Raw genomic sequence first — 24,406 nt, 5'->3', positions numbered from 1 at the left:
TGGTCAGCGCTTGGCGCCGGCCTTGAAGGTGTGGCGCGCCCACAGGTAGCCGACCACGGTGAGCGCCGCGCACCAGGCGAGGCTGATGGCCGCGCTGTTGCCGATCTCGGTGCCGAGCCACAGGCCGCGCAGGGTCTCGATGATCGGTGTGAAGGGCTGGTATTCGGCGAACCAGCGCAGGCCGGTGGGCATGGAGTCCGTCGGCACGATGGCGCTGCCGATGAACGGCATGAACGTCAGCGGCATCGGGATGTTGCTGGCGGTCTCGGGGTTCTTGGCGACCAGGCCGATGCCCGCGCTGAGCCAGGTCAGCGCCAGCGTGAGCAGCGCGAGCAGGCCGATGGCGGCGGCCCACTCGACGGGGGTCGCGCTGGGGCGGAAGCCCATCAGGAGGGCGGCGCCGATGACGAGCGTGATGCTGGTCATCGTCTGGATGACACTGGCGATGACATGGCCGGTCAGGAACGAGGCCCGGGAGATCGGCATCGTACGGAAGCGGTTGACGATGCCCTCGGTCTTGTCGACGCACACGCTGATGGCGGTGGTCAGAGCGCCGGAGGTGGCGGCCATCAAGATGATGCCGGGCGCGACGTAGTCGATGTAGTCGCCGCTGCCGGTGGGCAGGTCGCTGATGCCGGTGCCCAGGGCGCTGCCGAAGACGTAGTTGAACAGCAGCAGCATCATGATGGGCATGATGACGACGGTGAGCGTCAGGGACGGGTAGCGCGCGGCCTTCTTGAGGTTGCGCCGCAGCATCGTCCTGGAGTCTTTGGCGGCGTAGGACACGGTGGCCATCAGGCGTTCTCCTTGGGCGATGCGACGGGGCCGGCGGGGCGGGGCCGGCCGGTGAGGGTCAAGAAGACGTCGTCGAGGTCGGGGGTGTGCACGGTGAGCGACTCGGCCTGGGCGGCGGTGGACTCCAGGATGTCCAGGACGGCCCGCAGGCTGGGGAGGGAGCCGTCGCTGGGGATCTGCAGGGTCAGGGAGTCCTCCTCGCGCGTGGCGACGCCGAAGAGGCCCGCGGCGGCGGCCAGGCCCTGGGCGTCGGCGAACCGCACCCGGATGTGGCCGCCGGGGATGCGCTGCTTGAGCTCGTCGGCGGTGCCCTCGGCGATCAGCCTGCCGTGGTCCAGCACGGCGATGCGGTCGGCGAGCTGGTCGGCCTCTTCGAGGTACTGGGTGGTCAGGAAGATGGTCACGCCGTCGTCGGCGACGAGGTCGCGGATGATCTCCCACATGGTGCGGCGGCTGCGCGGGTCCAGTCCCGTGGTGGGCTCGTCGAGGAAGATGATCCGCGGATCGCCGACCAGCGTCATCGCCAGGTCGAGCTTGCGCCGCATGCCGCCGGAGAAGGTGACGGCGGTCTTGCCCGCCACCTCCGACAGGTCGAAGCGGCGCAGCAGGTCCTTGGCCCGCCGCTTGCCCTCGCGCCGGTCGAGGTGGTGCAGATCCGCCATGAGGAGCAGGTTCTCCTCGGCGGTCAGCAGATTGTCGACGGCCGAGAACTGGCCGGTGACGCCGATCGCGGAGCGCACCGCGTCGGCGGCCCGGGTCAGATGGCGGCCCGCGACCCATGCCTCGCCCGCGTCGGCGTCGATGAGCGTGGAGAGGATCTCCACCGTGGTGGTCTTGCCGGCGCCGTTGGGCCCGAGCAGGGCGAAGACGGTGCCTTCGGCGATGTTCAGGTCGATGCCGTCGAGCACGAGCTTGTCGCCGTAGGACTTGCGCAGTCCCGTGGCGGCGATCGCCGGCGCCGTCGCGTTCGCGGCGGTGGGCGCGGATGCCTGGGTGGCGGTCATGCCGCTTTCCTTTCGTACGTGGGAAGTCGGGTCGTACGTGGGGAGTTGGGGGGTGCGCCGGGTCAGGCGCGGCGGATGATGATGTCGCCGACCGCGGTCCGGGCGTAGACCTCGGCGGTCTCGTCGGAGTCCGCGGGGCCGGCGGAGGAGCCGAGCGCATTGCGTACCGCGCCGTACTTGGTGTTCACGTCGAGCCAGGCGGCGGTGCCCCGGTGGATGCCCACTTCGAGGTCGCCGACGGAGGTGCGCAGGTCGATCCGGCCGCGGATGGCGTCGCTGACGCGGATGCGGCCGTTGGAGGACATCGCCTCGACTCCGGCGTGGGCGACGCCGATCTCGATCCGGCCGTTGGCGGACTTGGCGCCGACGCTGCCGTGCGCGATGCCGACGCTGATGTCGCCGTTGGCCGCGTTGGTCTTCAGGCCGCCGGTGACCTCGCCGACCTCGGTCGCGCCGTTGCCGTTCTTGACGGTCGCCGTGCCGGCGACCGTGCCGACCTCGATCCGGCCCGCGCCGATGACCTCGATGTCCCCGGTCGAGCGGTCCAGGCGGATGTCGCCGTGGTCGGTCTTGAGGTCGGCGCCCGCCACCTCATCGATCTGGAGGTCGCCGAGCGAGGTCTTGAGCGTGACCTGTCCCAAGCGGCCTTGGCAGAAGAAGCCGCCCATGGCCGAGGTGCCCCGGATATCCGATCCCGCGGGCAGTTCGACGCTCACCTCGATGGCGCCCGGCTTGCCGAACAGGGACCGCTTCTTGGGTGTCTTGACGCTCAGGCGGCCGCCTGAGCAGGTGACCTGGGTCTGCTGCACGGCGCGTACGTCGTTGTCGTCGGAGCCGTCGCGCGGCAGCACCTCCACGACCGTGTCGGTGCGCTTGCCCGCGGTGATGCGGGCGGTGCCGACCTCCAACTCGAAGGTGGCGGAGATCGGTTCGGGGGTCTCGAAAGCAGGCATGGCTGTCCCGTCCTGTTGGCTTGGGTGAGTGATCCCGCTGGTGAGGCGGGTGATGAGTGACGTCGGCGGGATCGGCGATCCGCCGGTGAAAGTCGGGGTGGGCCGGGGGGTGGGCCGGTGGCCCTAGCGGACCCAGCCGGTGAAGCCCCGGCTGCCCGAGTCCTTGCCGCGGCCCGGTGTGCTCGCGCGCTCCCCGCCGTCCAGGGCGGTGGACACCGCCCGCACCAGCCAGGCGTTGACCGACAGGCCCTCCGCCGCCGCGGCGTCCTCGGCGCGGGCCTTGAGGTGGGCGGGCAGGCGGAAGTTGATCCGCGCCATGGCGCCGTCGTCGGCGTCCGCAGGCGGCTGCGGGGCGGGGGCGGCGGGGGCGGCGACCGGCTCCCGCGCCTCCCGGAACGGCTCGGGCACGGGCGGCGCGGTCACCACGAACTCCGGGTCGAGTCCGCGCAGTCGCACGTCGACCGAGCCCGGCGCCAGCTCCCGCGTGACCTCGCCCATGGCGGCGGACAGTGCGTTGAGGAGGGTCAGGCGGGCGGCGGACTCCAGGGGGGCGGTGAGCCGCTCGGCGAGGGCGCGGGCGTCGTCGCCGCCGGCGTCCGCGGCGACGGCCAGCTCGTGCCGGAGGTTGTCGACGTAGGGCGTGAGGTCCATGACGCCATCATGGCACATCGATGGCGCCATGGCGAGCCAGATTGGCTTCCTTTTGGCGCGTACGGCTCTGAACTGGGGATTCTTTCTCGGATTGGCGTGTCATGGCGCCGGGATGACAGCCAGGCGGCACGCCATGGCGCTGCGGTGACATCACGGTGGCGCCACTCGGGCGGCGGGCCTAGCGCCACCGCACTGCCGGTCTGGCACCGTCGCCGCTGGGGCTGCTCCGCGTCCCGCTTCCGTACCCCCCCCTCGGGCGCCGGGGATGCCACCAGCCGAGCGCGGCTCGCCTTTGCCGCCGCGGCCCAGGAGGCGAGTGGGACGGCCGATGCGCCGTCGTGGGGCGGTCGGCGCGCGGTCGTGGGGCGGTCGACGCGCCGTCGTGGGATGGTCGGCGCACGGTCGTGGGATGGTCGGCGCGCGGTCGTGGGACGTGAGGGAACCCCGGTGACACAGCCGGGGCCTTCCCTCTCCCGGCCCCACGGGCACGGCCGGGAAGGCCGGCCTGCGTCATCCGTCCGCTTCCGGCGGGTCCGACAACGGAATGCGGCAACGGCCCGGCAGGGTTCCCGACGGCGAGGGCAGGGGGCGAGCCGTCCCGTGGGCCGGAGGAGAGGCGAGGGCTGGATGGACGAACCGGACTGGCGGCGCTTCATCAGCGCCTACCACCAGGCGCACCCCGGTATCACCGAACAGCTCTTCTCCCTGGCCGGCACCTCCCCCTATGCCTGGCTGGCCGAACCGCTGCGCGGCGCCCGCGGCACGGTCCTCGACCTGGCCTGCGGCTCGGCACCCACCCGCGATGAACTGCTGGACGTCGACTGGGTCGGGATCGACCTGTCGGCGGCGGAACTCGCCGAAGCGGCGCGCCGGGGCCGCGGATCGCTGGTACAGGCCGGCGCGGGCGCGCTCCCGGCGGCCTCCGCGAGCGTCGGCGCCGTCTGCGCGGCCATGTGCCTGCCGGTCGTCACCCCCCTGCCGCTGGTCCTCGGGGAGATCGGGCGCGTGCTGCGGCCCGGAGGGACGCTCGCGGCGCTGGTGCCCTCCCAGTCGGGGCTCTCCCCCTCCGGCCTGCTCGGCTGGCTGCGGGTGATGGCAGCCCTGCGCGCCCCGCGCCAGCCGTGGCCCAACCCGCGGGCCCGCGACGGACTGGCCGCTGTGCTGCGCACGGCAGGGTTCCGCGTCCGCGACGACGAGCGACGCGTGTTCGCCCTCGCCATCGACTCGGCCGACGCGGCGGCCCTGCTGGCCGATGCCCTGTACCTGCCCGGACTGACGCACCACCGCGCCCAGGCCGCCAAGCACTCCCTGGCGCGGTGGGCGGTGCGGACCCGGCGCCTTGAGCTGCCGCTGCGCCGCGTGGTGGCCGACCTTCCCACCAAGCAACCGTCACAGGAGCCGACATGAGCCGCCCGGCGGCCCCCTCCCCCGCACCCGCGCACCCGCCGTCCGACGCGGCCCCGGACGGCGCGGCACCGCCGGGCAGAGCAGCGTGGTCACGGCTGGCCGCCTTGGTGGCCTTGCTGGTGGCACTCGGGGGCTGGGTGGCGCTGGGTGGTGGGGACCTGTGGCGCGATGTGCGCCAGTGGGTCGATGCGCTCGGCCTGTGGGGGCCGGTGGTCTTCGCGGTCTGCTACGCCCTGGCGGTGACGGCGCTGCTGCCCGGCTCGGTACTGACCGCGTCCGCGGGCGCGCTGTTCGGGCTGGCGCTGGGGGCCGGCACGGTGCTCGTGGGAGCGACGGCGGGTGCGGCCCTGTCCTTCGGCCTCGCCCGCCGGCTGGGGCGTCCGGTGGTGGCCCGCTATGCCGGCTCGGGGCGGCTGGCCCGGCTGGACGCCTCTTTGACGCGCCGCGGGTTCGCAGCCGTCCTGCTCCTGCGGCTGGTGCCGCTGTTCCCTTTCTCGGTCATCAACTACGGGGCAGGGGTGGCCGGTGTCCGCTTCTCCTCCTACCTGACCGCCACGGCCCTGGGCATCCTCCCGGGCACTGTCCTCTACACCGGGCTCGGCGGGTCCTTGGGCGACCCCGCCTCTCCTGGGCTGTGGGTCGCGTTGGGCGGTCTGCTGGTGCTGAGCGCGGGCGGCTGGTGGGCGGCACGGCTGGTCCGCTCCCGCAGCATCGAGGCCGGCGCGACTGCCGGCAGCCGGTAGCCGGCAGCCGGTAACGAGACAGCGGGCCGCGGCGACGCCGACGGGGGTCCCGTAGGCGAGCCCGTAGGCGAGGAAGTCCGCGCTGATATCGAGGAAGCCGCCCGCTGCATCGGCGTCGGCCCCAGGCTCTCGGCCAGGTGCACCACGAGGTCATGGAGCGTTTCCACGGCCGCGGTTCGCCCCTCCCGCCCCCGTCTGGCCACTGCTGACCAGCCGGCACGTCATTCCCGCCGGCGGCCTGGTACCGGGCCATGACGGTATCGACGCGCCCCGGCAGCGCCCGCGCGCCGTGGGCCGGTCCTCCTGCGGGGCTGGGGCCGGCGCGCGTCACGGCGGGAGGGCGGTCAGGAGGGTGGTCAGCGCGAGTCGCGGTGGCAATCCGGCGTGGGGTGCCCGGTTGAGGGTGATCCTGGTCGCGGGCAGGCCGGCGAGTTGGGGGTGGAGCTGTGAGGGGCTGGTCCGGGTGAAGACGCTCAGGTGCGGGCCGGTGTGGCGGGCCAGGCGCAGGACTTCCGCCCACGCGGTGAAGGGGATGACCGATGCGATCGGGCCGACCGGCACCCGCAGGAAGTGATCGCTCGCGCACGAGGGAGCCCGCAGGATGACGGGGTGCGGGATATGAGGTGCCGTGGTGCCCGGAGCGTGTTCCTGGACGGCCGATGCACCTGAGGCCAGGGCCTTTGCCGTCCAGGCGGCCAAGCGTGTCCGCTGCTGTGCCTCGGGCAGGGCGGTGCGCGGGACGAAGCGCGCGGTCTCGCGGGAGAGGTGGCCCAGGAAGACCGGCAGCACACTGGCGTGGACCGCCACGAGAGGGGTGGCTGAACAGCTGCGGCCCGCCCGCGTGAAGCTGGCGCCCACCGTTTCGCGTGCGGCGGCCCGGGGGTTCCCGTCGTGCCGGAGCACCAGGAGGCCCGGCGGGCGCAGGCGGGCGCCCGTTCGGCGCGGACAGCACTGCGGCGCCGCCAGGTCCACGTGCTCGGCGAGCACCGCTCGGACAGCGGCATGACCGTCACCGGCCGTATCGCAGAGAGCCAACTGCCATGCGTGGGGCGGCAGTCCGGCCTCTCGAGCGGCTTTGAGCACCGCCAGGGCCGGCACCGCGCTGCGAGGGTCGACCGCGGTGACCACCGTGAGGCCGCTCAGCAGTGCGGGAAGCCCTCCTTCGAGGAGCGAGGCGAGCGGGCGCGCGTCGTCCACCCAGGAGGACACCACCGTGGGCCGCGGCGCCCGGCCGGCCGGGCCATGGAGGGCGACCGGCCGGCCCAGTCGCGGGCGGACGGCCCCCAGGTGCGTACGCAGCGCCTGCTCGGCCGCGCCGAACTCGGCCTCGGCGTCGAGCGGGCCCAGACCACAGGACTGCGTGAGGACGGCGAGGAAGGGGCCGCGGCACGAGGCGACGGCCCGCCGGAGGCGTCTGCCCCACGCCGCGCGCTGGGCTGCCGGTACCTCCCCCCACGACGGAGCGGCTTGCCTGGCCCGAGCGACCGCTGTGTGCGCCTGGCCGGCTGACGACAGGGGAACCGACAGCAAAGGGCGGCCGGAGAAGACACCGGTGACGGTGACACGGTCCTCGGTCGCTGTGCTGAGGCCGCAGTCGGCCAAGGCCCGGGGCAGGAACGCGCCCAGTAGGTGCTGAAGGGTCCAGCTGACGGCCAGTGGGGGCATGGCGGGTGGCTTCCGGAGCGAGGTCGGCAAGGGGGGCCGGTGGGCGCAGCGGCCGGTGGTGCCCCCGCAGGTGGGGGCCGCCGCTGACCGTGTGCGGGATTGCTGGCAGGCCCGGTCCGGGGGCGCCGGTGGCGGGGTGGTGGGGCGCCTGGTCGGCGGCGGGGAGCGGGAGGGCAGGCGGGGGTGGTGGTGCTCCCTGCGCGGCGTTGCCGTGCGGTTGCGTGTCGTGGAGGTCGCGTGTCGTGGAGGCGGCGCTCCGGGGGGTGCCGGACCGGCGCGGTCCGGGTCAGTGCGGGTCGGCGCGGCGCGGGTCGGTGGCCGGTTGCGTATTCGGCGCGGTTCTCGCGCGGCCGGCACGCGGAGGGGGTGGTGCTCAGGGGCTTGTGCTGGTGGTCGCGGGGGCGGGGGGCGGTGTGGCCTCCCGCGCCGCGGGTGGGGGGTAGTGGGTGCACCAGGACGGCAGCCGGACACCCGCGAAGCGCAGCTGGGCCAGGCGGCTGTGGTAGGCCGCGCCGCGCAGCAGGGCCTGCGCCACCTCGGCGGCCCGCCGGTTTTCCGGGGCGCTCCAGGGGGTGTCCTGGACCCATTGGTTGAAGGCGCCCATCGCGGGGCCGCACCAGATCTGGAAGTCGCCCTGCCGGTCCGCGGCACCGGTTGTCGCCCAGCGGGAGGACAGGCCCAGATACCAGCGGAAGACCAGGGCCATGCGCAGCCGGGGGTCGTCTTCGGCCTGCTCGGCTTGTTCGGGTTGGTGTTGTCGCAGGTAGGCGGCGACGTCGGGCCACATGGTGGCCAGTGGCCGGCGGAAGACCTCGCGTTCCAGCCGGTCGCGGTCCGGCGCGGGGAGGGCGTCGAGGCAGGGGTGGGTGCGGTAGAGGCGGTAGAGCCATGCGGCGCGGCTGGGGAAGAGTGTTCCGCGTTTGAGGACTTGGACGTCCACTCCCATCTCGAACATGTCGGCCGACGGTGCCATGGCGTAGTCGCGGGTGTCGGCCCCGGCCAGGAGTGTCTTGGTCGCGGGGGACGTGCCGGCCTCCACGCATGCCTGGTTGACGGAACCGGTGACGATGTAGCCGGCGCCCAGGGCGAACGCGGCGAAGGCGGCCTGGGGTGTTCCGATGCCGCCTGCCGCGCCGATGCCCACCGCCGCGCCGGGCCGGCCGGCCCGGGCTTCGCGGTCGCGCAGGGCGAGGATGAGCGGGAGCTGGGTGACCAGGGGGCGGCGGTCGGTGTGTCCGGCCGAGTCGGCTTCGACGGTGATGTCGTCCGCCAGGGGTACCTGGGCTGCCAGGCGGGCCTGCTCCGCGGTCAGGGCGCCCTGCCGCTCCAAGGCGGCGACCAGTTCGGGTGGGGCGGGGCGCAGGAAGAAGGCGGCGGTGGCGGCCTGGGAGACTTTGGCGATCACCCGGTGCTCTGCCAGGGCCGCGCCGTCGGGGCCGCGCCGCAGGCCGGTGGCGCGGAAGCGGACCAGGCCCAGGGTGGGGGCCAGGAAAGCGGAGGCCTCGATACAGGGCACGCCGTGCCGGAGGTAGAGGTCGACGGTTTCCCGCTCGCACTGGGGGGAGGCCGGGCTGTGAATGAGGTTGCAGGCCCACGGCAGGCCGTGCAGCCGGCGGCGGAGCTCGCGGACCGCGCGCTCGACCCGTGCGGGGGCGAGGCCCGCGGCGCCGAAGGAGGCGAGGTGGCCGGAGCGGGCGAGGACGACGACCAGTTCCTCGCAGGAGATGCCCCCGGCCATCGACCCCGCCATGTAGGGGTGTCGCAGCGCGTGCCGCCGCTGGAAGTCGGCGGAGCCCAGGAGCCGGGGGGTGATCGGTGGTGCTGAGGCGAGGACTTCGACGCTCGCGGTGGAAGGGGGGCGCTCGCTGCTGGCTCCGATCCGTCCCTGGGCGCGGACGATGAAGCAGGGCTGGTCCAGTGCGGCCAGGGCCTCGCGGATACCGGTGCGGTCGAAGTGCGCCGGGCTCATGCCGGCACCTGCTCGCCGCGGTGGCCGCGGGCCAGTGCGATGCCGTCGACGGCGTAGATGCGCAGCCCGTCGCGCCAGAGGCTGCCGTCGGCCACGGCGGTCAGGTGGCCGTGGGTGTGGCGGAGTTCCTTGAGGTGGAGTTCCGCCTGGATCTGGTGGTGGTGGGGCAGGATCTGTCCCCGGTAGGTCCAGCGCAGTTCCGTGCCCGGCAGTGGGGCGAGTTCGTGGAGGGCGTCCGCGGCCAGGGCGCCGGTGTGCAGCAGGTAGTACTTCAGGGCTTGGAAGAGCGTCTCCACTCCGCAGGAGCCGGGCATGACGGGGTCGTTGAGGAAGTGCCGGGCGAAGTACCAGTCGGCCGCGTCCACGGCTTTGGTCAGCAGCAGGTATCCCCGCCGGTGGCGCCCGCCGTCGGGGACCAGGGCGCAGTGGGCGCCCTTGAGCAGTGCGAGGCGGCCGTGGGCGATCGGCGCTCCCGCGTCCGCGTCCGCGTGCTGGGCCGGCGGCGCGGGTGCTTCGCGGTCGTGGAGCCATGGCCGGACGTGGCGGCCGCCGTCCAGCCCCTGCTGCTGGGCCAGGAAGGGCCCGGTGAGGAAGCCGTGGACGGTCTCGCCCCGCTGGAACACCTCGCCTGCCACGTCGAGTTCGAAGGCGTAGCGCTGGAGCACCGCTCCGGGCATCGGGGTGTGCGAGAGCAGGGTGGTGCGCTGGCGTACGGTACGCCCGCACAGCCGGATTGGGTGCAGCAGGCGGCTGTGGCCTTCGAGGTTGCGGACGGTGAAGTCCTCGCCGGGGTGCTCCAGGCTGGTGCCCAGTGCCGCTCCGACGAACGCCGCCGCCTGCAGGGGGTGTTCCAGGTGGGCGAACCAGGGGAAGGTTCCGGCGTTCTCCCGTACGTACCAGGGGTCGGGGGGGACGTCGTATTCGGTGGTGTAGGTCGTGCCGATCGGGTAGTGGCCCCGGGGCGCCGGTGGGGTGACCATGCGGTCGAGCATCAACATGTCGCCGCGGGGCAGGCGCGGGCGTACCCGCGCGGCGGAATCCCGTGCGGCGGGCCCGTAGGTGACGGCCAGGTCGCCGTCGGCGGCGTGGGCCATGTGCAGTTCGTGGGCGTAGACCGGTTCGCCCAGGCTGGAGCGGCGGCCGGGCCCGGCGGTCTGTGACGGGGCGATGGGTGCCTGCGGTGGTTCTCGCAGTGCCACTCCCGCGCCGCGTACGTGGGCCATGGCGCCGTGTTCGCTGGTGATCTTGATGTCTGCCCGGAGGTGGGGGCGTGGGAGGAGGCCGATCGCGGTGATGTCGCCGTGCAGGGTGAGGGGTCCGGCCAGGCGGGCGGGGTCGGTGATCCGCACGTGGGTCGGCGTGTTCAGCAGGGGGTGGGCGCAGGGGGCGGGCAGGCACAGGTGCATGCCTTCGTGCAGGGCGTGCACCTGGAGGGCCTGCCAGGTGGCGCGGACCAGGTCGGTCCACTGCCGGCCGGTGCCGTGTGCGGCGGGGAGGGTGGCGGTGATGTGGCCCAGGCCGTGGCGGCCGGTGCCGGCGCCCGACAGGAGGGCTCCGTCGATCAGGTGCGGCCCGGTCAGGTCGCACCAGCCCGCGCAGGCGTCGGGGGTGGCCGGCCCGTGGGAGGGGCCGAAGACGTCGGTGATCCGTCCTGCGGTGAGCTGGGTCAGGGCGGCGCGTGTGAGGTGGTGGCAGGGGGTGCGGGCCAGCGGCCGCCACTGCGCGGGCGCCGCGGGGGCCGGGGGGGCGTCCGGTTCTTCTTCCGCGGTCAGCTGTGCCTGGGCCAGGAGGCTTCGGCCTTGGCGCACGGTCCAGCCGCGCGGGCCCGGTGCGCGGTGGGCGCGGCCCCGGAGGCCGCCGGTGGCCCGTGGCGGCTCCCGGTGCCAGATGAGCACGGCGCTGAGGGGCTGTGCCGTCATGAGGCCGTGGAGGGGGCTGGCGCGCTCACCGGTGTGCAGGACTGCCGCGGCCGCGCCGGTGGGCGGGGGCCGATCGCTGTCCGGCGCGGGGTGGCCGGCGCCGGCCAGGACCCAGTCCTGCAGCGCCTGGTGGGCGCGCAGGGTGACACGGTGCGCCCGGCCGGCCACTTCAGCCAGCTCGGCGAGTCCGGCCAGCTCGGCGAGTCCGGCCGGGAGGGTGGGGGCGGGGCGGCCGGAGGGTGGTGCGGGGGGTGGTGCGGGGGGTGGGGGGTCGGTCGGCGTCGTGTCCGCGGTGCCGGGGCCCTCCCCGGCCCACCCGGGGGTGCCATGGGCAGGGCCGTCGAATACGAGATCGTCCATGGTCGCTGTCCGTTCGGGGGGTGGCGGCGCGTTACGAGGCGGGGTCGGGGGGTGTGGCCGGCCAGGCGGCCCTGCTGCCCAGTTGCGGGGCGGCCACGATGCCCTTCAGGCCGGACCACCGCTGCAAGACGGTGCCGTCAAGGCGGCAGGCCACCACCGTGCAGGTCAGTTCCAGGGGGCTGTGGTCGCGCAGTTCCGCGCTGATGGCGAAAGGCTCGCCGTCGGGCAGCGGCTCCAGGAGCTCGATGTGCTCCACCGCGACGGGCAGGCACCGGTGGCCGCAGACGCGGCGGCCCAGCAGGGCCGCGGTCTGCAGGAGCAGGTCGGCCAGAGCCGCGCTGTAGAGCGCTCCGGCGTACGCGCCGCGGGCCAGCGGGGCGTCGGGCAGCTGGGCCGCGACGGTCAGCCGGGTGTCGTCTTCGTGCAGCACCGGGCCCAGTCCCTGGAGCAGGGGGCCGTGGAAGAGGAAGCCGTCGCCGTAGGCGGGGTGGCGCGGGAAGGGGGGTGGGGGCGCGATGGGCAGCAGGAGTGGTGCGGGCGCCTCACCAAGGACTGGACGGGTACTGAACTCGCCCTCGTAGCGCGGGGTGGGGTGGGTGTGCCCGTCGTCGTGGATGGCCACCGCGATCCGGCCGTCCTGGAGCGGTCGCAGGACCACCCGGGCGCGGGGTGCCTGGGTGCCGTTGAGGACCAGGCCCTTGCGTACGCTGAAGTCGTGGACCTCCCGGACGGGCTTGCCGTCCCCGGTGCGTTCCACGGCGTTGAGGCCCCAGCCGATGGCCGCGGTCATCGGCAGCACGGGTTGGCCGTCGATGCGGTGGTCGCGCAGGACCGGTTCGGCGGCCAGGCCGGTGAGGTCGCGCAGCAGCACGCGGCCGTCGGTGGGCAGCGGGGCGGGGGCGAAGACGGAGGCGAGCGGGCCCAGGACGGTGACCGTGTCGTCGTGGTGTTCCGGGGCGAACTGCTCGACGAAGTAGGCGCAGCCCTCCTGGCGGGTCAGCAGCGGCACACCGAGTTGCTGGAAGAGTTCCTGGGCGTGTGCGGAGGCCATGCCGCCGCGCCACGGCCCCCAGGCCAGCGCGGCGACCCGGGTGGTGGGGTGGGCGGCCTTCCAGGCGCAGGCGAACCGGTTCAGGGCCTCGTTGGCCATGGCGTAGTCCGTCTGGCGGCCGTTGCCGTAGATGCCGGACACCGAGGTGAACAGGACCAGGTGGCGCAGCCGGTCGGCCGGCAGCGCCTCCAGGACGTGGTGGAGGCCGGTGAGTTTGGTGCCGATGACACGCTCGATGTCGCGTGGGCTCTTGTCCGCGAGCGGCTGGTCGGCCAGGACGCCGGCACCGTGGATGACGCCGGTCAGCTGGTCCTGGTAGGGGGCCAGTGCCCTGCGGACCGCGTCGGGGTCGTTGACATCGGCGCTGATGTACTGGGCCTGGGCGCCCAGTTGTCGCAGGGTGCTGAGCGTGTGGTGGATCTCCCTTTGCCGCTCAAGGTGCTGGGCGCGCGCCTCAGCGGCTTGGAGGGCGTCGGCGCCGGGGGGGTCTGCGTCGGCGCGGGCCTGCTCGGCGCACGCCTGGCGCAGCGCGGGGAAGCTGTCGGGTTCGGCGGCCCAGGCGGGCAGTTCCTCCAGCGGTGTGCGTCCCAGCAGCAGGAAGCGGCACGGGCCCCGGGTGGCGAGCGCGGTCAGGCACCAGGCGGTGATACCGCGTGCCCCGCCGGTGACCAGCAGGAGGTCCTCGGGTCCGGGCGCGTCGGCGGCGGGCCCGGGCGGCAGGAGGCCGGAGGGTTGGGGGGACAGCCGCAGCGTGCGGCGCGACGCCCCGTCCCAGGCGGTCTCGGAGTCCGGCGCCGCGTCCGCCGCTTCCCGGAGCACCTGTTCGGCGGCCGCGCCGGGGTCGATGCCCGGGGCGATGTCCACGGCTCGGCAGAACAGGTCCGGTTCCTCCACGCCCAGCGCCTTGACCAGGCCGCCCAGTCCCCCGTACAGGGCCTGGGCGAGGTGGCCGCCGGACCCGGCCAGGCCCAGCGCGCCGTCCATGCGGGTGACGGTGAGGAAGCCGGCACGGTGCCCTGCGGCAGCGGTGCGTTTGAGCGCGTGGACGGTGTGTTTGGCCAGGAGTACGGCGTGGCCCAGGCGGGCGATGGCGGTGGTGGTGGTGTCCGTATCGGGTTCGCGGCCGGCGACCAGCAGGCACAGGTCGAGTCGGCTGCCTGCCGGCAGGGCCTGTCCGAGCTGGTCTTGCAGTGTCTCCTCGTGGCTGTCCGTCAGCTGCCCGGCGGCGGGCGCGTGTGGGGCCGCGCCGGGCAGGGTCAGCAGCCGGGTGTCCCAGCCCTGCTCCCGCAGCGTGGCGGCCAGCGCGTGCGACAGGGCGCTGCCGTCGTCGACCACGAGTGCGGTGGGCTGCGGCGCGTAGGCGTCGGCCAGGACGTCGACGGCCGGCAGGGGGCGCAGTCCCAGGCAGGCGCGCCCGGCGGCCACCGGGGTGCGCTGGGGCGGCTGGGTGGTGGGCGTGGCCGTCATGGTGGTCAGCAGCGCGGCGAGTTCGGCGACGGTGCGCGCCTGGGCGAAGCGGTAGATCTCCTCCCGGGGCAGGAAGGGGTAGCGGCGCCAGGCCTCGGAGGCGATCTCGACTTGCTTGAGCGAGTCGATGCCAAGGTCGGTCTGGATGTCCAGGTCGGGGCCGACCATCTCGAAGGTGTAGCCGGTCTTCTCCGCGACGAGTTCGCGCAGGATGCGTTCGACGTCGGCGACATCGGTAGGCGGCCCTACAGGGTCCTGCGACCCGGCGAGCTCCCGCGACCCGGCGAGGTCCCGCGACCCGGCGAGGTCCCGCGACCCGGCGAGGTCCCGCGACCCGGCGAGGTCCCGCGACCCGGCGGGGCCCTGCGACCCGGCGGGGCCCTGCGGCCGGGCGGGGGGCGGTTCGGCGGCGCCGGTGGTCTGGGCCGGGACCCGCTCCTGTGCGGCGGGGATGCCGGCGGACGGGACTGCGGAGGGCGTGAGAGGTGCGGGAGCGCTGCCGGTGGGCGCCGCGTCGTGGAAGGCCAGGCCGGTACCGGCCCCTGCCGTGGGGTCGGTTGCGCCTCTCGCTGGGGGAACCGGCGTGCGGTCGCCGATGGCCTGCCCGGCGTACCAGGCGCCTTCGGCCGATGCGCGCAGGCCCGCTTCCAGTCCCGTGCGGGCCAGTTCGAGAAGGGTCTGCTGGCCGCTGATATGTGCCTGGCAGAGCGCGGCGCTGTGGTCCCGGACGGCCTCGGCGCAGGCGAGCAGCGTCGCGTCAGGGGTCGTCCTGTCGTCGCGGGTGAGCATCTTCGTCAAATTCCGTGCGGTTTCCAGCTGGCCGGTCAGGAACTGACTGTGCAGGTCGAGCTGAGCGGCTGCGGCGCGTGCCAACGCCTGGGGTCCGGCGGCAGCCGGACCCCAGGCGGCAGCCGGGTCCAAGGCAGCCGAGTCCGGGGCGGAGGCGGCCGGGTCCGGGTCGGAGGCGGCGGCCGAGTCCGGGCCCGAGGCCAAGGTGACAGCCGGGTCCGGGGCGGCGGGCCCCGAGGCCGAGGCGGCCGGGCCCGAGGCGGCCAGGTCCGGGCCCGAGGCGGCCGGGCCCGAGGAGGCCGAGTCCGGGCCCGAGGCCACGGTGACAGCCGGGCCCGAGGCGGCCAGGTCCGGGCCCGGGGCGGCCGGGCCCGGGGCGGCCGGGCCCGAGGCGGCCGGGCCCGAGGCGGCGGGGTCCGGGGCGGCAGTCGGCGTGCTCAGGGGCGGCGCGGGGGGCGTGTCCTGGTAGGGGGCGGCGAGTTCGGCCTCGTACCGCGCCCGCCGGGCCTCCACCGCGAACGAGGCGCCCTCCAGCAGCCGTGCCACCGGGGAGGGGCTGGGCCGCGGGGGCCGCGGCGGGGCGTCGTGGCGGTTGATGTCCCGGATGCCCAAGCCCAGGACAGCCAGCCGCAGGGCGGCGTTCTTCAACGCCGCGGCGCTGTCGGTGCCCGGACCGGTGTCGGCCGGTACGGCTTCCACCGCGTCGGGGCCCAGCGTACGCAGCACGAGCCGGCTCAGGACCTGCTTCGGTCCGCATTCCACGAAGACCCTGACCCCGTCGGCGTACAGCTCCCTCACCCGGGCGGCGAAGTCCACCGGTTCCACGATCTGCCGCGCCAGGACACGCCGGTTGGCCTCCGGGTTCGACCCGTACCGCGCGCCAGGGGTGTTGGCCAGGACCGTCATGGCCGGGCGTCCCACATCAGTCTCCGCCAGGGCCTGGGCGAAGGTGTCCACGGCATGCGCGAGAAGCGGTGTGTGGAAGGCGGCGGCCACCGGCAGGCGGCGTACCAGAGGTCCGCCCTCGCGCGCGCACCGGGCGGCCAGGGCCTCGACGGCCGGTGTCGGGCCGCCGACGACGAGTTGGTCCGGCGCGTTGATGTTGCACACGGTCAGTTCCGGGTGGGTACCGGCCTGTTCCTTCCACTCCTCGGCCGATACCTCGATCGCCGCCATGGCCCCGGCATCCCCGTTGGCGGCCGGTGGCGGCTGCATGGCCTGGCCGCGCTGCCGGGTCAGCCGCAGGCAGTCGGTATCGGACAGGCTTCCCGCCGACCACAGGGCGGTGATCTCACCGCTGCTGTGCCCGAGCGCTGCCTGGGGGGCGAATCCGAGATCGCTGAGGTAGGCGTAGTGGCCCATCGCCAGCGCGCCGACCGCCGCCTGGGCGAAGCAGGTGCGCCGCAGCCGGGCCGCGTCGGCGGCCGGGTCCCGCTCCTGTCCCGGCTGGGGGTAGACGACCTGGGCGAGGGTGGTCGGCTCCCCGGCCCACAGCGCGTTGGCGTCGTCCAAGGCGCGGCGCACAGGGGGCACCGCCAGGAGTGCGTCGATCCCCATGTCCACGTACTGGCTGCCCTGGCCCGCGAAGAGCACGGCGGCCTTCGCGCCGCGGGGCAGCCCTGTGCGCCGGTAGTGCGCGCGTCCCCGCAGGGTCCAGCTGTCCTGGGCGCGGTCCTCGGCCAGCTGTGCCACCGCCTCGGCGAGCAGCGCCTCGCGGTCCTCCTCGTCCTGGGCCAGCAGGCCCAGGCGGGCGTGGCCGGCCGGGACCGGTCCGCCACTGGCCGCAGGTGCCCCCTCCCGCAGCAGCGCCAGCAGCGCGGCCGGGTCCGGCGCGTGCCACAGCAGCGCTTGCGCGGTGCGGTGCAGCGAGCGGGCGTACCGGTCGGAGGGCGGGTGCTCCTCCAAGACGGCGTGGAAGTTCACGCCGCCGAACCCGAAGGCGGACACCGCGCCGCGGCGTACCGCCTGCCGCGGATCGCGGACCCAGGGCCGGGCGCGGGTGTTCACGTACAGGCCGCTGTCCTGGATGGCATCGGTGGCGGCGTCGACGTTGATGGTGGGCGGCAGGAGTTTGTGGTGCAACGCCAGTGCGGTCTTGATCAGACCGGCCGCACCGGCGGCTGCCTTGGTGTGCCCGATCTGGGACTTCACCGAGCCGATGGCGATCGGCGACGGCCCCTGCCCCGGTCCCAGCACGGTGCGCAGGGCGGCGAGTTCGACCCTGTCGCCGACCCGGGTGCCCGTCCCGTGCGCTTCGATCAGCCCGACGGTGCCCGGGTCCGCGTCCGCGTCCGCGTAGGCGCGGGAGAGCGCGGTCACCTGTCCCTCGCCGCTGGGCGCGTAGATGCTGCCGGTCCGCCCGTCGCTGGAGTCGCCCAGCCCGCGCAGGACGGCGTAGATGCGATCGCCGTCCCGCTCGGCGTCGGCCAGTCGCTTGAGCGCCAGCATGCCGATGCCTTCGCCCAGCAGTGTCCCGTCGGCGTCGCGGTCGAAGGGTTTGACGCTTTCGCTCGGTGACAGGGCGGGGGTCTTGCTGAAACACATGAACGTGGTGATCGAGTTGTCCGCGTCGCAGCCACCGGTGATCATCAGATCCGCGCGGTGCTCGACCAGCTCACTCACCGCCATACGCAAGGCCGCCAGCGAACTGGCGCAGGCGGCGTCGACCGTGCAGTTCGCGGCGCCGAGGTCAAAGCGGTTGGCGATGCGCCCCGCGACGACGTTGGCGAGGATGCCCGGGAAACTGTCCTCCGTCCAGGGCGGAGACCACGCGGCGGATCTGCGGGCGACCTCGCGCGCCGCGCCCTCGGGGAGCCCGCAGCTCAGTGCCGCCTTCTTCACGGCGGGAGCGCTGAGGCGGGCGCCGAGCGCGTAGAAGGTGGTGTTCTGGCCGCAGACGCCGAGGATGACACCCGTCCGGGACGGGTCGTACCAGGCGGAGTCCTGGCACCGGGCGTCCTTGAGGACCTGCCCCGCTACCCGCAGGCTCAGCAACTGCACCAAACCGATGGAGTCCAGTGTCGCCGGCGGCATGGCGAATTCCGCGGGGTCGAAAACGGCGGGAGGCAGAAATCCCCCCTTGCGGACATAAGTCTTGTCCTCGGCCAGCATGTCGGGGTCGTAGTGGTCAGCGATGCTCCAGGCCGCCGGGGGAACATCGGTGATGCAGTCGCGGCCGGTCACGATGTTGTGCCAGAACTCGCGCACGTCGTGAGCCTGCGGAAATATCCCGGCTACGCCGATGATGGCGATCGGGTTCCTGGCCAGCTTGAAACAGCCTGAATCCACCACTGCGGACCTCGGTTCTCGAAAGAAGGGGGTGACGATTCCCGTTCGGGGTGTCCTACGGTCACGCGCCGCGTTTTTTGGCAAGCGGCGCGGCACAAAACTGCCGTGCCCTCGCGCGCCGTCGCGTACGGGTGCGCGCGGTTGCGCGCGGCGGGTGAATGACCACTACCGGGGGATGCGGTCACCGTCCCGCGCTGAGGGCACTTCCGGCCCGGGGGCGCGGTCAGGCGAGGCTGCCGCCCCACAAGAACGCGGGCACCCGGACCGGGGGGGGTGTCGCGGGGTGCCCGGGAGGGATTTCCTACGGTGCGGGCGCCTGGGACGCCGGCCGTTCGGCTACCTCTTCCAGGACCTGGCGCAGCCGGTCCACTTCCTCGCGGAGCGCGTCGAGCCGGCCGGTGCCGCCGGCGCTCTCCTGCGCCGGCGCGGGGCCGCGGGCGGGACGGGGCGGGGCGGTGGCCGTGGTGGCCGCCCCGCGGAAACCCTCGTACTTCTCGAAGGCGTCGATGATGTCGTCCAAGAACTCCTTGGTTTCCGCTACGAGTCCGTGCAGTGTGCGTCCCAGCAGGTGAAGAGGCATGGCGCAGCACTCGTCCTTCCAGTGTCGGGTGCGGTACGAACGAAAGAGAGAGGGGGAAAGCGACCGTGGCGCGGGACGGTCGCGGTGGCGGGGGGCAGGACCCCGCACGCGTCCCGTCGCCTGGGGGGCGTCGACGGCTGGTCGTTACGCCCTGTCCGCGGGCTGGGCCATGGCGGACAAACGCGGTCCTTCACGTTCGTCCACACGGCGGCCGAGCACGCACTATCGGGGGACTGTATTCACGTTGAACCGAGCAGCCAATTTACGCAAGGCCCCGCCGCGGACGATTGGCGCGCGCCACAGCCGTGCACGCCCTCTGTGAGCCCCTCCCCTCACCACGCACGGCATAATCGTGAGAAAAGAGCGGGAAGAGCGCCGGGCATCTGGCACCGCCCACGGGACCATCCGGCCCCTATCCTTGTTTTCGCAGGACGACACCGCGAGGGAACCTGCTGTTCGCTGTAGCGGGCCCCTGCTTTCCTCATGCGCCCAGGGCGTATCCGGCGGATCTCGTATGGGAGGAATCCGCGCGCACCGGCCGGCCGCCGCCCGCGCTCACTCCCGAATTACCCGGACGGGTGATTCCAGACAATGCATGGGCGGCGAAAGGGCAGCCACCGACCCTTGTGTGTATATCGGACGGGTTTCGGCGCCTGCCATCGGAGTCAACTAACAAGAGGCACAACACCGCGAGTTGTGCCCCGACGAAAAAAAGGGCGCCCTCTCGCAGGGGCACACCGCCCCCGCCCGCGCGGGGGACAGTTCACAGGGTCGCTGCTGACTGGAGGCGCCGGTGCTTGCTGAGCGTGGCCGACTGCTGTTCACCGTCGCCGCGGGCCTGATGGCCCAGGAGGTGCGCGTGGCCGGACGGCGCAAAGAACAAGACCGCCCGGAAACGGCCTCACCGATGGAAGAGCGCGCGATACGCGTCCGCGCGGCCCTGGAACGGCTCGGCCCCTTGTACGTCAAGGCCGGCCAGATCCTCTCCACCCGCCAGGACCTGATCCCGCCGGCCATCGCGCGGGAACTGGAGCACTTGAGCGACCGCGCGACCGCCTGCCCCTTCGAGGGCATGGCGGCCGTACTGGAAGCGGACCTGGGGCGCGCGTGGCGCGAACGCTTCCGGGACTTCGACGCGCAACGACCGCTGGGCTGCGCCTCCCTGGCCCAGGCGTACGCCGCTACCCTCGCCGACGGCACCCCGGCCGTCGTCAAGGTCCAGCGCCCCGGCATCTCGCCGCTGATCACCGCGGACATGCGCCTGCTGCGCGGTATGACCCGGACGCTGGCCAAGCGCACACCCGCCCTGAGCCAGACCATCGACGTCCACGCCATACTGGGCGTGATCTTCGACGCCATGCGCAACGAGCTGGACTTCACCCGCGAGGCGGCCAACATGGACGAGGCCCGCGCCGCCCTCGCCTCCTGTCCCGGAGTCGAGGTCCCCTCAGTGGTACACGCCACCCAACACGTGCTCATCCAGCGGCGCGCCCCCGGAACCAGCATCCGCGACGCCGACCCCGCGGACTTCGACGACGACGAACGCGACCGCATCGGCACCGACCTGATGACCGTCATGTACCGGGGATACTTCCTGGACAACCGCTTCCACGCCGACCCCCATCCAGGCAACGTCTTCGTCTGCCCCGGCGGTCCGGCCACCCTGATCGACTGGGGCATGGTCGGCCGCATCGACCGGCACCTGAGCATGACGCTGATGATGTCGCTACTCGCACTCGCCAACAACGACGCCCACGCCGTCGCCCGCACCTGGCCCGAGATGGGCAGGCCCACCGCCTGGGCGGACATCGGCGGCTTCGAGCAGGACATGGCCCGCCTGGTACCGAAACTGTCCGCCGTCCCCCTGGACCGGCTGGAGTTCGGCGCGTCCCTGGGCACGCTCCTGCGGTACTCCACCCGGCGCGGCATCCAGACCAACCCCATGATCGGTCTTCTGGGCAAGTCCTTCGCCAACATCGAGGGGTCCGTGCGCTACCTGGCCCCACACCTGGCAGTGACCGACATCCTGGTCAGCCAGACCCGGCGAGTACTGACCGAGTACGCCATGCAATCACTGTCCCAACAGCAACTAGGCTACACCGCACTACAATTCCTCTCCGGCCTGGAGACCCTACTCCCGCAAGCCCGAGCCGTAGGACGCGGCCTAGCAGGCGGGGAACTGACCCTCCAGCACACCGCCATCACACGCCCCTCCTCCCCGGCCGACCACCGCACCACCACCCGAACACGACGCACCGAACGCCACCTGCTAGGCGCAGCCGCCGCCCTGTGGATACTGCGCCGACACCGCCGACCCTGACCGACCACCCCACCCCCCCACCGGCCCCCACCCCCCCGCCCACGGCCCGGACACCCCCACAGACCAGCGCGGGACAGAGTACTGGAACCCAATCCACCAGCACCACCAAGGCACCAACCTCCACCAACAACCCCAGGGCAGGGGAGCCAGGCGCAGACAGTAGACCGGGGCAGGCAACGGCTTACCGGCGGCCGCGGCGCGCGCCCAGTCCCAGACCTGCCGCTCCCGGCCGCGAAGGTCGCCGCCCTGGGCCCACTGGGTACCGACGCCCATCACGGCCCAGCACTGGCGACCACACGGCTCCCAACCAGGGTCCCCCCCCTCCGGGCGAACCGGACCCAGGGGCCTGGCACACACGAGCGGCGAGCTCCGCGGGGGGGCTTGCCGGGGCCGAGCAGGCCGTCAGGTCTCCGCAGCGGGGGCAGACGCGTGCGGTCGAAGACGAAGGGGAACCCCACCGCGTGGGTGGCGCCCAGCTCTCCGCCCAGGGCGCGGGAGCACCAGGCGAACGCGTAGCCGCAAGGTGGCGGAGCGGGGGTGGGCCGCGTGTGCGCCGGCCAGGGCCCAGCTGCCCGCGCCGAACAGCGCATCGCCCATGATGGCCGAGCGCAGCTCACCCAAGGACGCCCGGGGGCATGCCCTGTGGCAGGCCTGGACGAGCCGCGCCGGGTCGGGATGGGAGCGCGCCGCCACGGCGTCGACGTCCGCGCCGGTCGAGGTGGCGTAGTGGCCCAGGGGGGCCAGGGGGGCCAGGGGGGCCAGGGGGCCAGGGGGGCCAGGTAGAGATTTCCCTCTTCGGTGTCGGTGCCCATGAGCAGATCGACGCCGGCGCTGAGGCCGGCGGCGACCGACAGGGCGGGCTGAGTGTCCAGGACCAGGCTGAAGGGGGCCAGTCCGATCAGCGGGTCGCGGTGCGCGGGAGTTGCGCACATCAATGCCCGTGAGCTGGGAGGCGGCTTGGACCAAGCGCTCCTCGCAGAGGTCCGCGAAGACGTCGAGACGGGGCCCGACACCCAGGGCCCGGACCGCGGCCCCGGTGACGCGGGCGGCCTGCCCGGTGGTGAACGCCCCCAGGCCGCTGCCCCTTTGGACGACCGCCCGCCGAAAGAGGCCCGTAGCCCGGGAGCTGGCCAGAACGCCACCGACGACGGCCGCCCCGGCCGACTGGCCCAAGAGGGTGACACGGTGGGGATCACCACCGAAAGCGGTGATGTCCTCCCCCACCCAGCCCAACGCGGCGATGACATCGAACAGCCCGCGGTTGACAGGCGCTCCGGGCAGGTCGAGGAATCCGGGGATGCCGAGCCGGTAGTACACGGTGACAAGGACGACGCCGTCGCGGGCGAAGCCGGACCCGTCATACAGGGCCGACCGCGTCGACCCGGCGACGAAACCGCCACCGTGGACGAACACCACGACCGGCAGGCCGCCCCCGGTCTCCGGTGCCCAGACGTTGAGGGTGAGGTAGTCCGCCCCCCCGGCTCCAGCCGGCGCCGAGGTAGGGGGACATGTCCACGCTGCCGAGCTTGCGCTCGGACTGCGACGCGTTGGGCCCCGGCACAGAGTGGCGTCCCGTACGCCCTGCCAGGGCTCGTGCGGCCGCGGCGCGGCGAACCAGCCGGCACACAAGAGCGGCACGGCGCAGGAGATATCCAAGAAAGCGGTAACGCCCTCATGACACAGGCCGCCAACCGCCCCCTTGGTGGTGGTCGCGAGGGGGTCGGGGTGGTGGTTCATGGGTGTGTCTTTCTGTGGGCTCGGGTTTCGGCCCTGCTCGGTGCCGGGGGTGGAGGGGGGCCGGCTTGGGATGGCGAGCTGGCTTGTGTCGTGCGCCGCCTCCGCGGCGTGATGGCCGAGGATGGCCGCAGGTAGCTGGGGGTGGCCGCAGATGGCTGGGGGTGGCTGCGGGTGGTGACGTTGCCGGGCTTGCTGTTGTCCGTGAGGCGGCGGTCTCGGGAGGGTTGGAGGCAGCCTTCTTGGAGACCGTACGAACGGTCCGGGTCGGCGCGGTATCCGTCACGTGACTGCGCCCGCGCGCCCGCGCGCCCGCGCGCCCGCGCGCCCGGATCGCCGGGCCCCGCCGCTTGTGGCCCAGGTGGGACAGGCAAGACGGCTTCGGGGATGCGGATCGTCACCTGGACGGTGTGCGCCCTGGCCCGCCCTTGCCCGTGCAGGCCGCCGTACGGGCCGGGATCAGGTCATCGGCGAGGGAGCGTGGTGGCCGACTAGGCGGGCAGGCCGCTGCGTTGGTCGTGTGCCGACACCGCGGCTGGGGGACACGGACTGTGCCTCGCGACAAGGACTGTCCTCGGCTCAGCAGGTGGTGGTGACTGAGCTTGAAGTCGGCCACGTCGCGCGTCGCGGTCGGCCCGGTCGAGCGCCGGCATCCCGCTCCGGCTCGGATACCTCCGCCCGCCAACACCTTGTAAAGGGTTCTTTAGAAAGTTAGCTTTAGATGCATGTCCGAGCTTACGCCCAGGGCTGGCAAGCCCCAGCGCACCGTCCATCTCTCAGACTCCCGAGCCCTGCGGGCCTACAGCCATCCCACCCGCATGAAGCTGGTCGGGATGCTGCGTGTTGAGGGGCCCTTCACGGCCACCCGTGCCGCGCAGCTCACCGGCGAGTCCGTGGCCAGTTGCTCCTACCACCTGCGCATGCTCGCCAAGTACGGCCTGGTGGAGGAGGCCGAGGGTGGCCAGGGCAGGGAGAAGCCCTGGCGGGCCACAGCCCGCTACACCACCTGGAAGGGTGTCGACAGCGAGGCGGCCGAGGATCTCAGCAGGGCCGTGGCGGAGCTGTACTTCGAGCGGCTCACGCACGCGGTCGAGACCCGGCAGCAACTGCCGCGCGAGTGGCGCGGGGCGGAGCGGTTCGGCGACGACATCGTCTACCTGACGGCCGCCGAACTCGCCGAGTTCGAAGAGCGGGTCTCGGCGCTGCTGGAGCCTTACGGCGAGCGGTTCGAGGACCCGTCACGGCGCCCGGAAGGGGCGGAGCCGGTGACCGTGCTGCGCATCGCGTTCCGCAACCGCCGGGGGGAGGCGTCATGAGCCACCACCCGGATATCCACCCCTACCTCCACGCCGCCCGCGCCGCCGATCTGCGGGCACAGGCCCGCGCCGGGGAGTTACGCCGGACCGTCGGCGCCGACCATGCGGGCCGGGGCGGTGCCTCGGTGCGGGTCCGCCTCGGCTGGGTGCTGGTCGAGGCGGGTCTGCGGCTCCTGCACACGCCGGTGCCACCGCGCCCGGCACAAGGCTGACAAGCGCGCTCGGCGCTCAAGGCGAGAGTGGCCGACTCAATCGCGCATGGGCCAACCGGAGTGCTCAGTCACCGTGGTATTCCTGCTTCTTCTTTTCTCGTCTTTCCTAGTCTTCTGAGTCAGGAATTCTGTTCAGATATGAAGCGAGGCGTTCGAGGATTTCGTCGGCGGTCTTGGTCCAGA

General features: G+C 73.3%; 15 protein-coding genes. 5 read left to right on the top strand and 10 right to left on the bottom strand.

The window, feature by feature from the left end:
- Positions 1-3 precede the first annotated feature (3 nt).
- The 4 genes from AC5P1B_RS30905 to AC5P1B_RS30890 form a co-directional block, all read right to left on the bottom strand.
- On the bottom strand, positions 4-795 hold the full coding sequence (locus tag AC5P1B_RS30905; RefSeq protein WP_493891296.1) for an ABC transporter permease: 792 nt from the start codon (positions 793-795) through the stop codon (positions 4-6).
- The gene (locus tag AC5P1B_RS30900; protein WP_493891295.1) at positions 795-1,799 is read right to left on the bottom strand and encodes an ATP-binding cassette domain-containing protein; all 1,005 of its coding nucleotides are present in this window, start codon (positions 1,797-1,799) and stop codon (positions 795-797) included. The genes AC5P1B_RS30905 and AC5P1B_RS30900 overlap by 1 nt, the downstream gene beginning before the upstream one ends.
- Before the next feature lie 62 nt (positions 1,800-1,861).
- Entirely contained in the window at positions 1,862-2,752 is an 891-nt protein-coding gene (locus AC5P1B_RS30895) for a DUF4097 family beta strand repeat-containing protein (protein WP_493891294.1), read from the bottom strand.
- A gap of 123 nt (positions 2,753-2,875) precedes the next feature.
- Positions 2,876-3,403: a toxin-antitoxin system HicB family antitoxin gene (locus AC5P1B_RS30890; protein ID WP_493891293.1), complete on the bottom strand. Its 528-nt coding sequence runs from the start codon at positions 3,401-3,403 to the stop codon at positions 2,876-2,878.
- Positions 3,404-4,030: 627 nt separating this feature from the next.
- Between AC5P1B_RS30890 and AC5P1B_RS30885 the strand changes: the two genes are divergently transcribed.
- Both AC5P1B_RS30885 and AC5P1B_RS30880 read left to right on the top strand, forming a co-directional pair.
- A complete protein-coding gene (locus tag AC5P1B_RS30885; protein ID WP_493891292.1) occupies positions 4,031-4,810 on the top strand; it encodes a class I SAM-dependent methyltransferase in 780 nt (259 codons plus the stop codon).
- The gene (locus AC5P1B_RS30880) at positions 4,807-5,553 is read left to right on the top strand and encodes a TVP38/TMEM64 family protein (protein WP_493891291.1); all 747 of its coding nucleotides are present in this window, start codon (positions 4,807-4,809) and stop codon (positions 5,551-5,553) included. Before AC5P1B_RS30885 ends, AC5P1B_RS30880 begins: the two co-directional genes overlap by 4 nt.
- A 327-nt stretch (positions 5,554-5,880) precedes the next feature.
- Here AC5P1B_RS30880 and AC5P1B_RS30875 read toward each other — a convergent pair whose 3' ends face one another.
- The 5 genes from AC5P1B_RS30875 to AC5P1B_RS30855 form a co-directional block, all read right to left on the bottom strand.
- Positions 5,881-7,218, bottom strand: coding sequence for an aldehyde dehydrogenase family protein (locus AC5P1B_RS30875; protein ID WP_493891290.1), 1,338 nt, complete (start codon positions 7,216-7,218; stop codon positions 5,881-5,883).
- 373 nt (positions 7,219-7,591) lie between these two features.
- Positions 7,592-9,187 carry a PfaD family polyunsaturated fatty acid/polyketide biosynthesis protein gene (locus AC5P1B_RS30870; protein ID WP_493891289.1) on the bottom strand — a complete coding sequence of 532 codons (1,596 nt, stop codon included), beginning with the start codon at positions 9,185-9,187 and terminating at the stop codon, positions 7,592-7,594.
- Positions 9,184-11,466 (bottom strand): hotdog family protein, encoded by a 2,283-nt coding sequence (locus AC5P1B_RS30865; protein ID WP_493891288.1) that lies wholly within the window; start codon positions 11,464-11,466, stop codon positions 9,184-9,186. The genes AC5P1B_RS30870 and AC5P1B_RS30865 overlap by 4 nt, the downstream gene beginning before the upstream one ends.
- Before the next feature lie 31 nt (positions 11,467-11,497).
- On the bottom strand, positions 11,498-18,061 hold the full coding sequence (locus AC5P1B_RS30860; protein ID WP_493891287.1) for an SDR family NAD(P)-dependent oxidoreductase: 6,564 nt from the start codon (positions 18,059-18,061) through the stop codon (positions 11,498-11,500).
- A gap of 301 nt (positions 18,062-18,362) precedes the next feature.
- Positions 18,363-18,641 (bottom strand): hypothetical protein, encoded by a 279-nt coding sequence (locus AC5P1B_RS30855; protein ID WP_493891286.1) that lies wholly within the window; start codon positions 18,639-18,641, stop codon positions 18,363-18,365.
- Positions 18,642-19,434: 793 nt separating this feature from the next.
- Here AC5P1B_RS30855 and AC5P1B_RS30850 point away from each other — a divergent pair.
- The gene (locus tag AC5P1B_RS30850) at positions 19,435-20,961 is read left to right on the top strand and encodes an ABC1 kinase family protein (protein WP_493891285.1); all 1,527 of its coding nucleotides are present in this window, start codon (positions 19,435-19,437) and stop codon (positions 20,959-20,961) included.
- 402 nt (positions 20,962-21,363) lie between these two features.
- Here AC5P1B_RS30850 and AC5P1B_RS30845 read toward each other — a convergent pair whose 3' ends face one another.
- A complete protein-coding gene (locus tag AC5P1B_RS30845; protein WP_493891284.1) occupies positions 21,364-22,698 on the bottom strand; it encodes a carboxylesterase family protein in 1,335 nt (444 codons plus the stop codon).
- Between the two features lie 722 nt (positions 22,699-23,420).
- Here AC5P1B_RS30845 and AC5P1B_RS30840 point away from each other — a divergent pair.
- Both AC5P1B_RS30840 and AC5P1B_RS30835 read left to right on the top strand, forming a co-directional pair.
- The gene (locus AC5P1B_RS30840) at positions 23,421-24,011 is read left to right on the top strand and encodes a winged helix-turn-helix domain-containing protein (RefSeq protein WP_493891283.1); all 591 of its coding nucleotides are present in this window, start codon (positions 23,421-23,423) and stop codon (positions 24,009-24,011) included.
- Positions 24,008-24,223 carry a hypothetical protein gene (locus AC5P1B_RS30835; RefSeq protein WP_493891282.1) on the top strand — a complete coding sequence of 72 codons (216 nt, stop codon included), beginning with the start codon at positions 24,008-24,010 and terminating at the stop codon, positions 24,221-24,223. Before AC5P1B_RS30840 ends, AC5P1B_RS30835 begins: the two co-directional genes overlap by 4 nt.
- Positions 24,224-24,406: the final 183 nt, after the last annotated feature.

It is taken from the genome of Streptomyces sp. A01 (genome assembly GCF_059026195.1).
Note: the sequence above shows the minus strand (reverse complement) of the source record. Positions and strands in the feature narration are given on the sequence as shown.

What these genes read in the sequence shown, in the direction of transcription:
- AC5P1B_RS30905 (WP_493891296.1), bottom strand. Translation starts at nt 795, where the DNA reads ATGGCCACCGTGTCCTACGCCGCCAAAGACTCCAGGACGATGCTGCGG.
- AC5P1B_RS30900 (WP_493891295.1), bottom strand. Translation starts at nt 1,799, where the DNA reads ATGACCGCCACCCAGGCATCCGCGCCCACCGCCGCGAACGCGACGGCG.
- AC5P1B_RS30895 (WP_493891294.1), bottom strand. Translation starts at nt 2,752, where the DNA reads ATGCCTGCTTTCGAGACCCCCGAACCGATCTCCGCCACCTTCGAGTTG.
- AC5P1B_RS30890 (WP_493891293.1), bottom strand. Translation starts at nt 3,403, where the DNA reads ATGGACCTCACGCCCTACGTCGACAACCTCCGGCACGAGCTGGCCGTC.
- AC5P1B_RS30885 (WP_493891292.1), top strand. Translation starts at nt 4,031, where the DNA reads ATGGACGAACCGGACTGGCGGCGCTTCATCAGCGCCTACCACCAGGCG.
- AC5P1B_RS30880 (WP_493891291.1), top strand. Translation starts at nt 4,807, where the DNA reads ATGAGCCGCCCGGCGGCCCCCTCCCCCGCACCCGCGCACCCGCCGTCC.
- AC5P1B_RS30875 (WP_493891290.1), bottom strand. Translation starts at nt 7,218, where the DNA reads ATGCCCCCACTGGCCGTCAGCTGGACCCTTCAGCACCTACTGGGCGCG.
- AC5P1B_RS30870 (WP_493891289.1), bottom strand. Translation starts at nt 9,187, where the DNA reads ATGAGCCCGGCGCACTTCGACCGCACCGGTATCCGCGAGGCCCTGGCC.
- AC5P1B_RS30865 (WP_493891288.1), bottom strand. Translation starts at nt 11,466, where the DNA reads ATGGACGATCTCGTATTCGACGGCCCTGCCCATGGCACCCCCGGGTGG.
- AC5P1B_RS30855 (WP_493891286.1), bottom strand. Translation starts at nt 18,641, where the DNA reads ATGCCTCTTCACCTGCTGGGACGCACACTGCACGGACTCGTAGCGGAA.
- AC5P1B_RS30845 (WP_493891284.1), bottom strand. Translation starts at nt 22,698, where the DNA reads ATGAACCACCACCCCGACCCCCTCGCGACCACCACCAAGGGGGCGGTT.
- AC5P1B_RS30840 (WP_493891283.1), top strand. Translation starts at nt 23,421, where the DNA reads ATGTCCGAGCTTACGCCCAGGGCTGGCAAGCCCCAGCGCACCGTCCAT.
- AC5P1B_RS30835 (WP_493891282.1), top strand. Translation starts at nt 24,008, where the DNA reads ATGAGCCACCACCCGGATATCCACCCCTACCTCCACGCCGCCCGCGCC.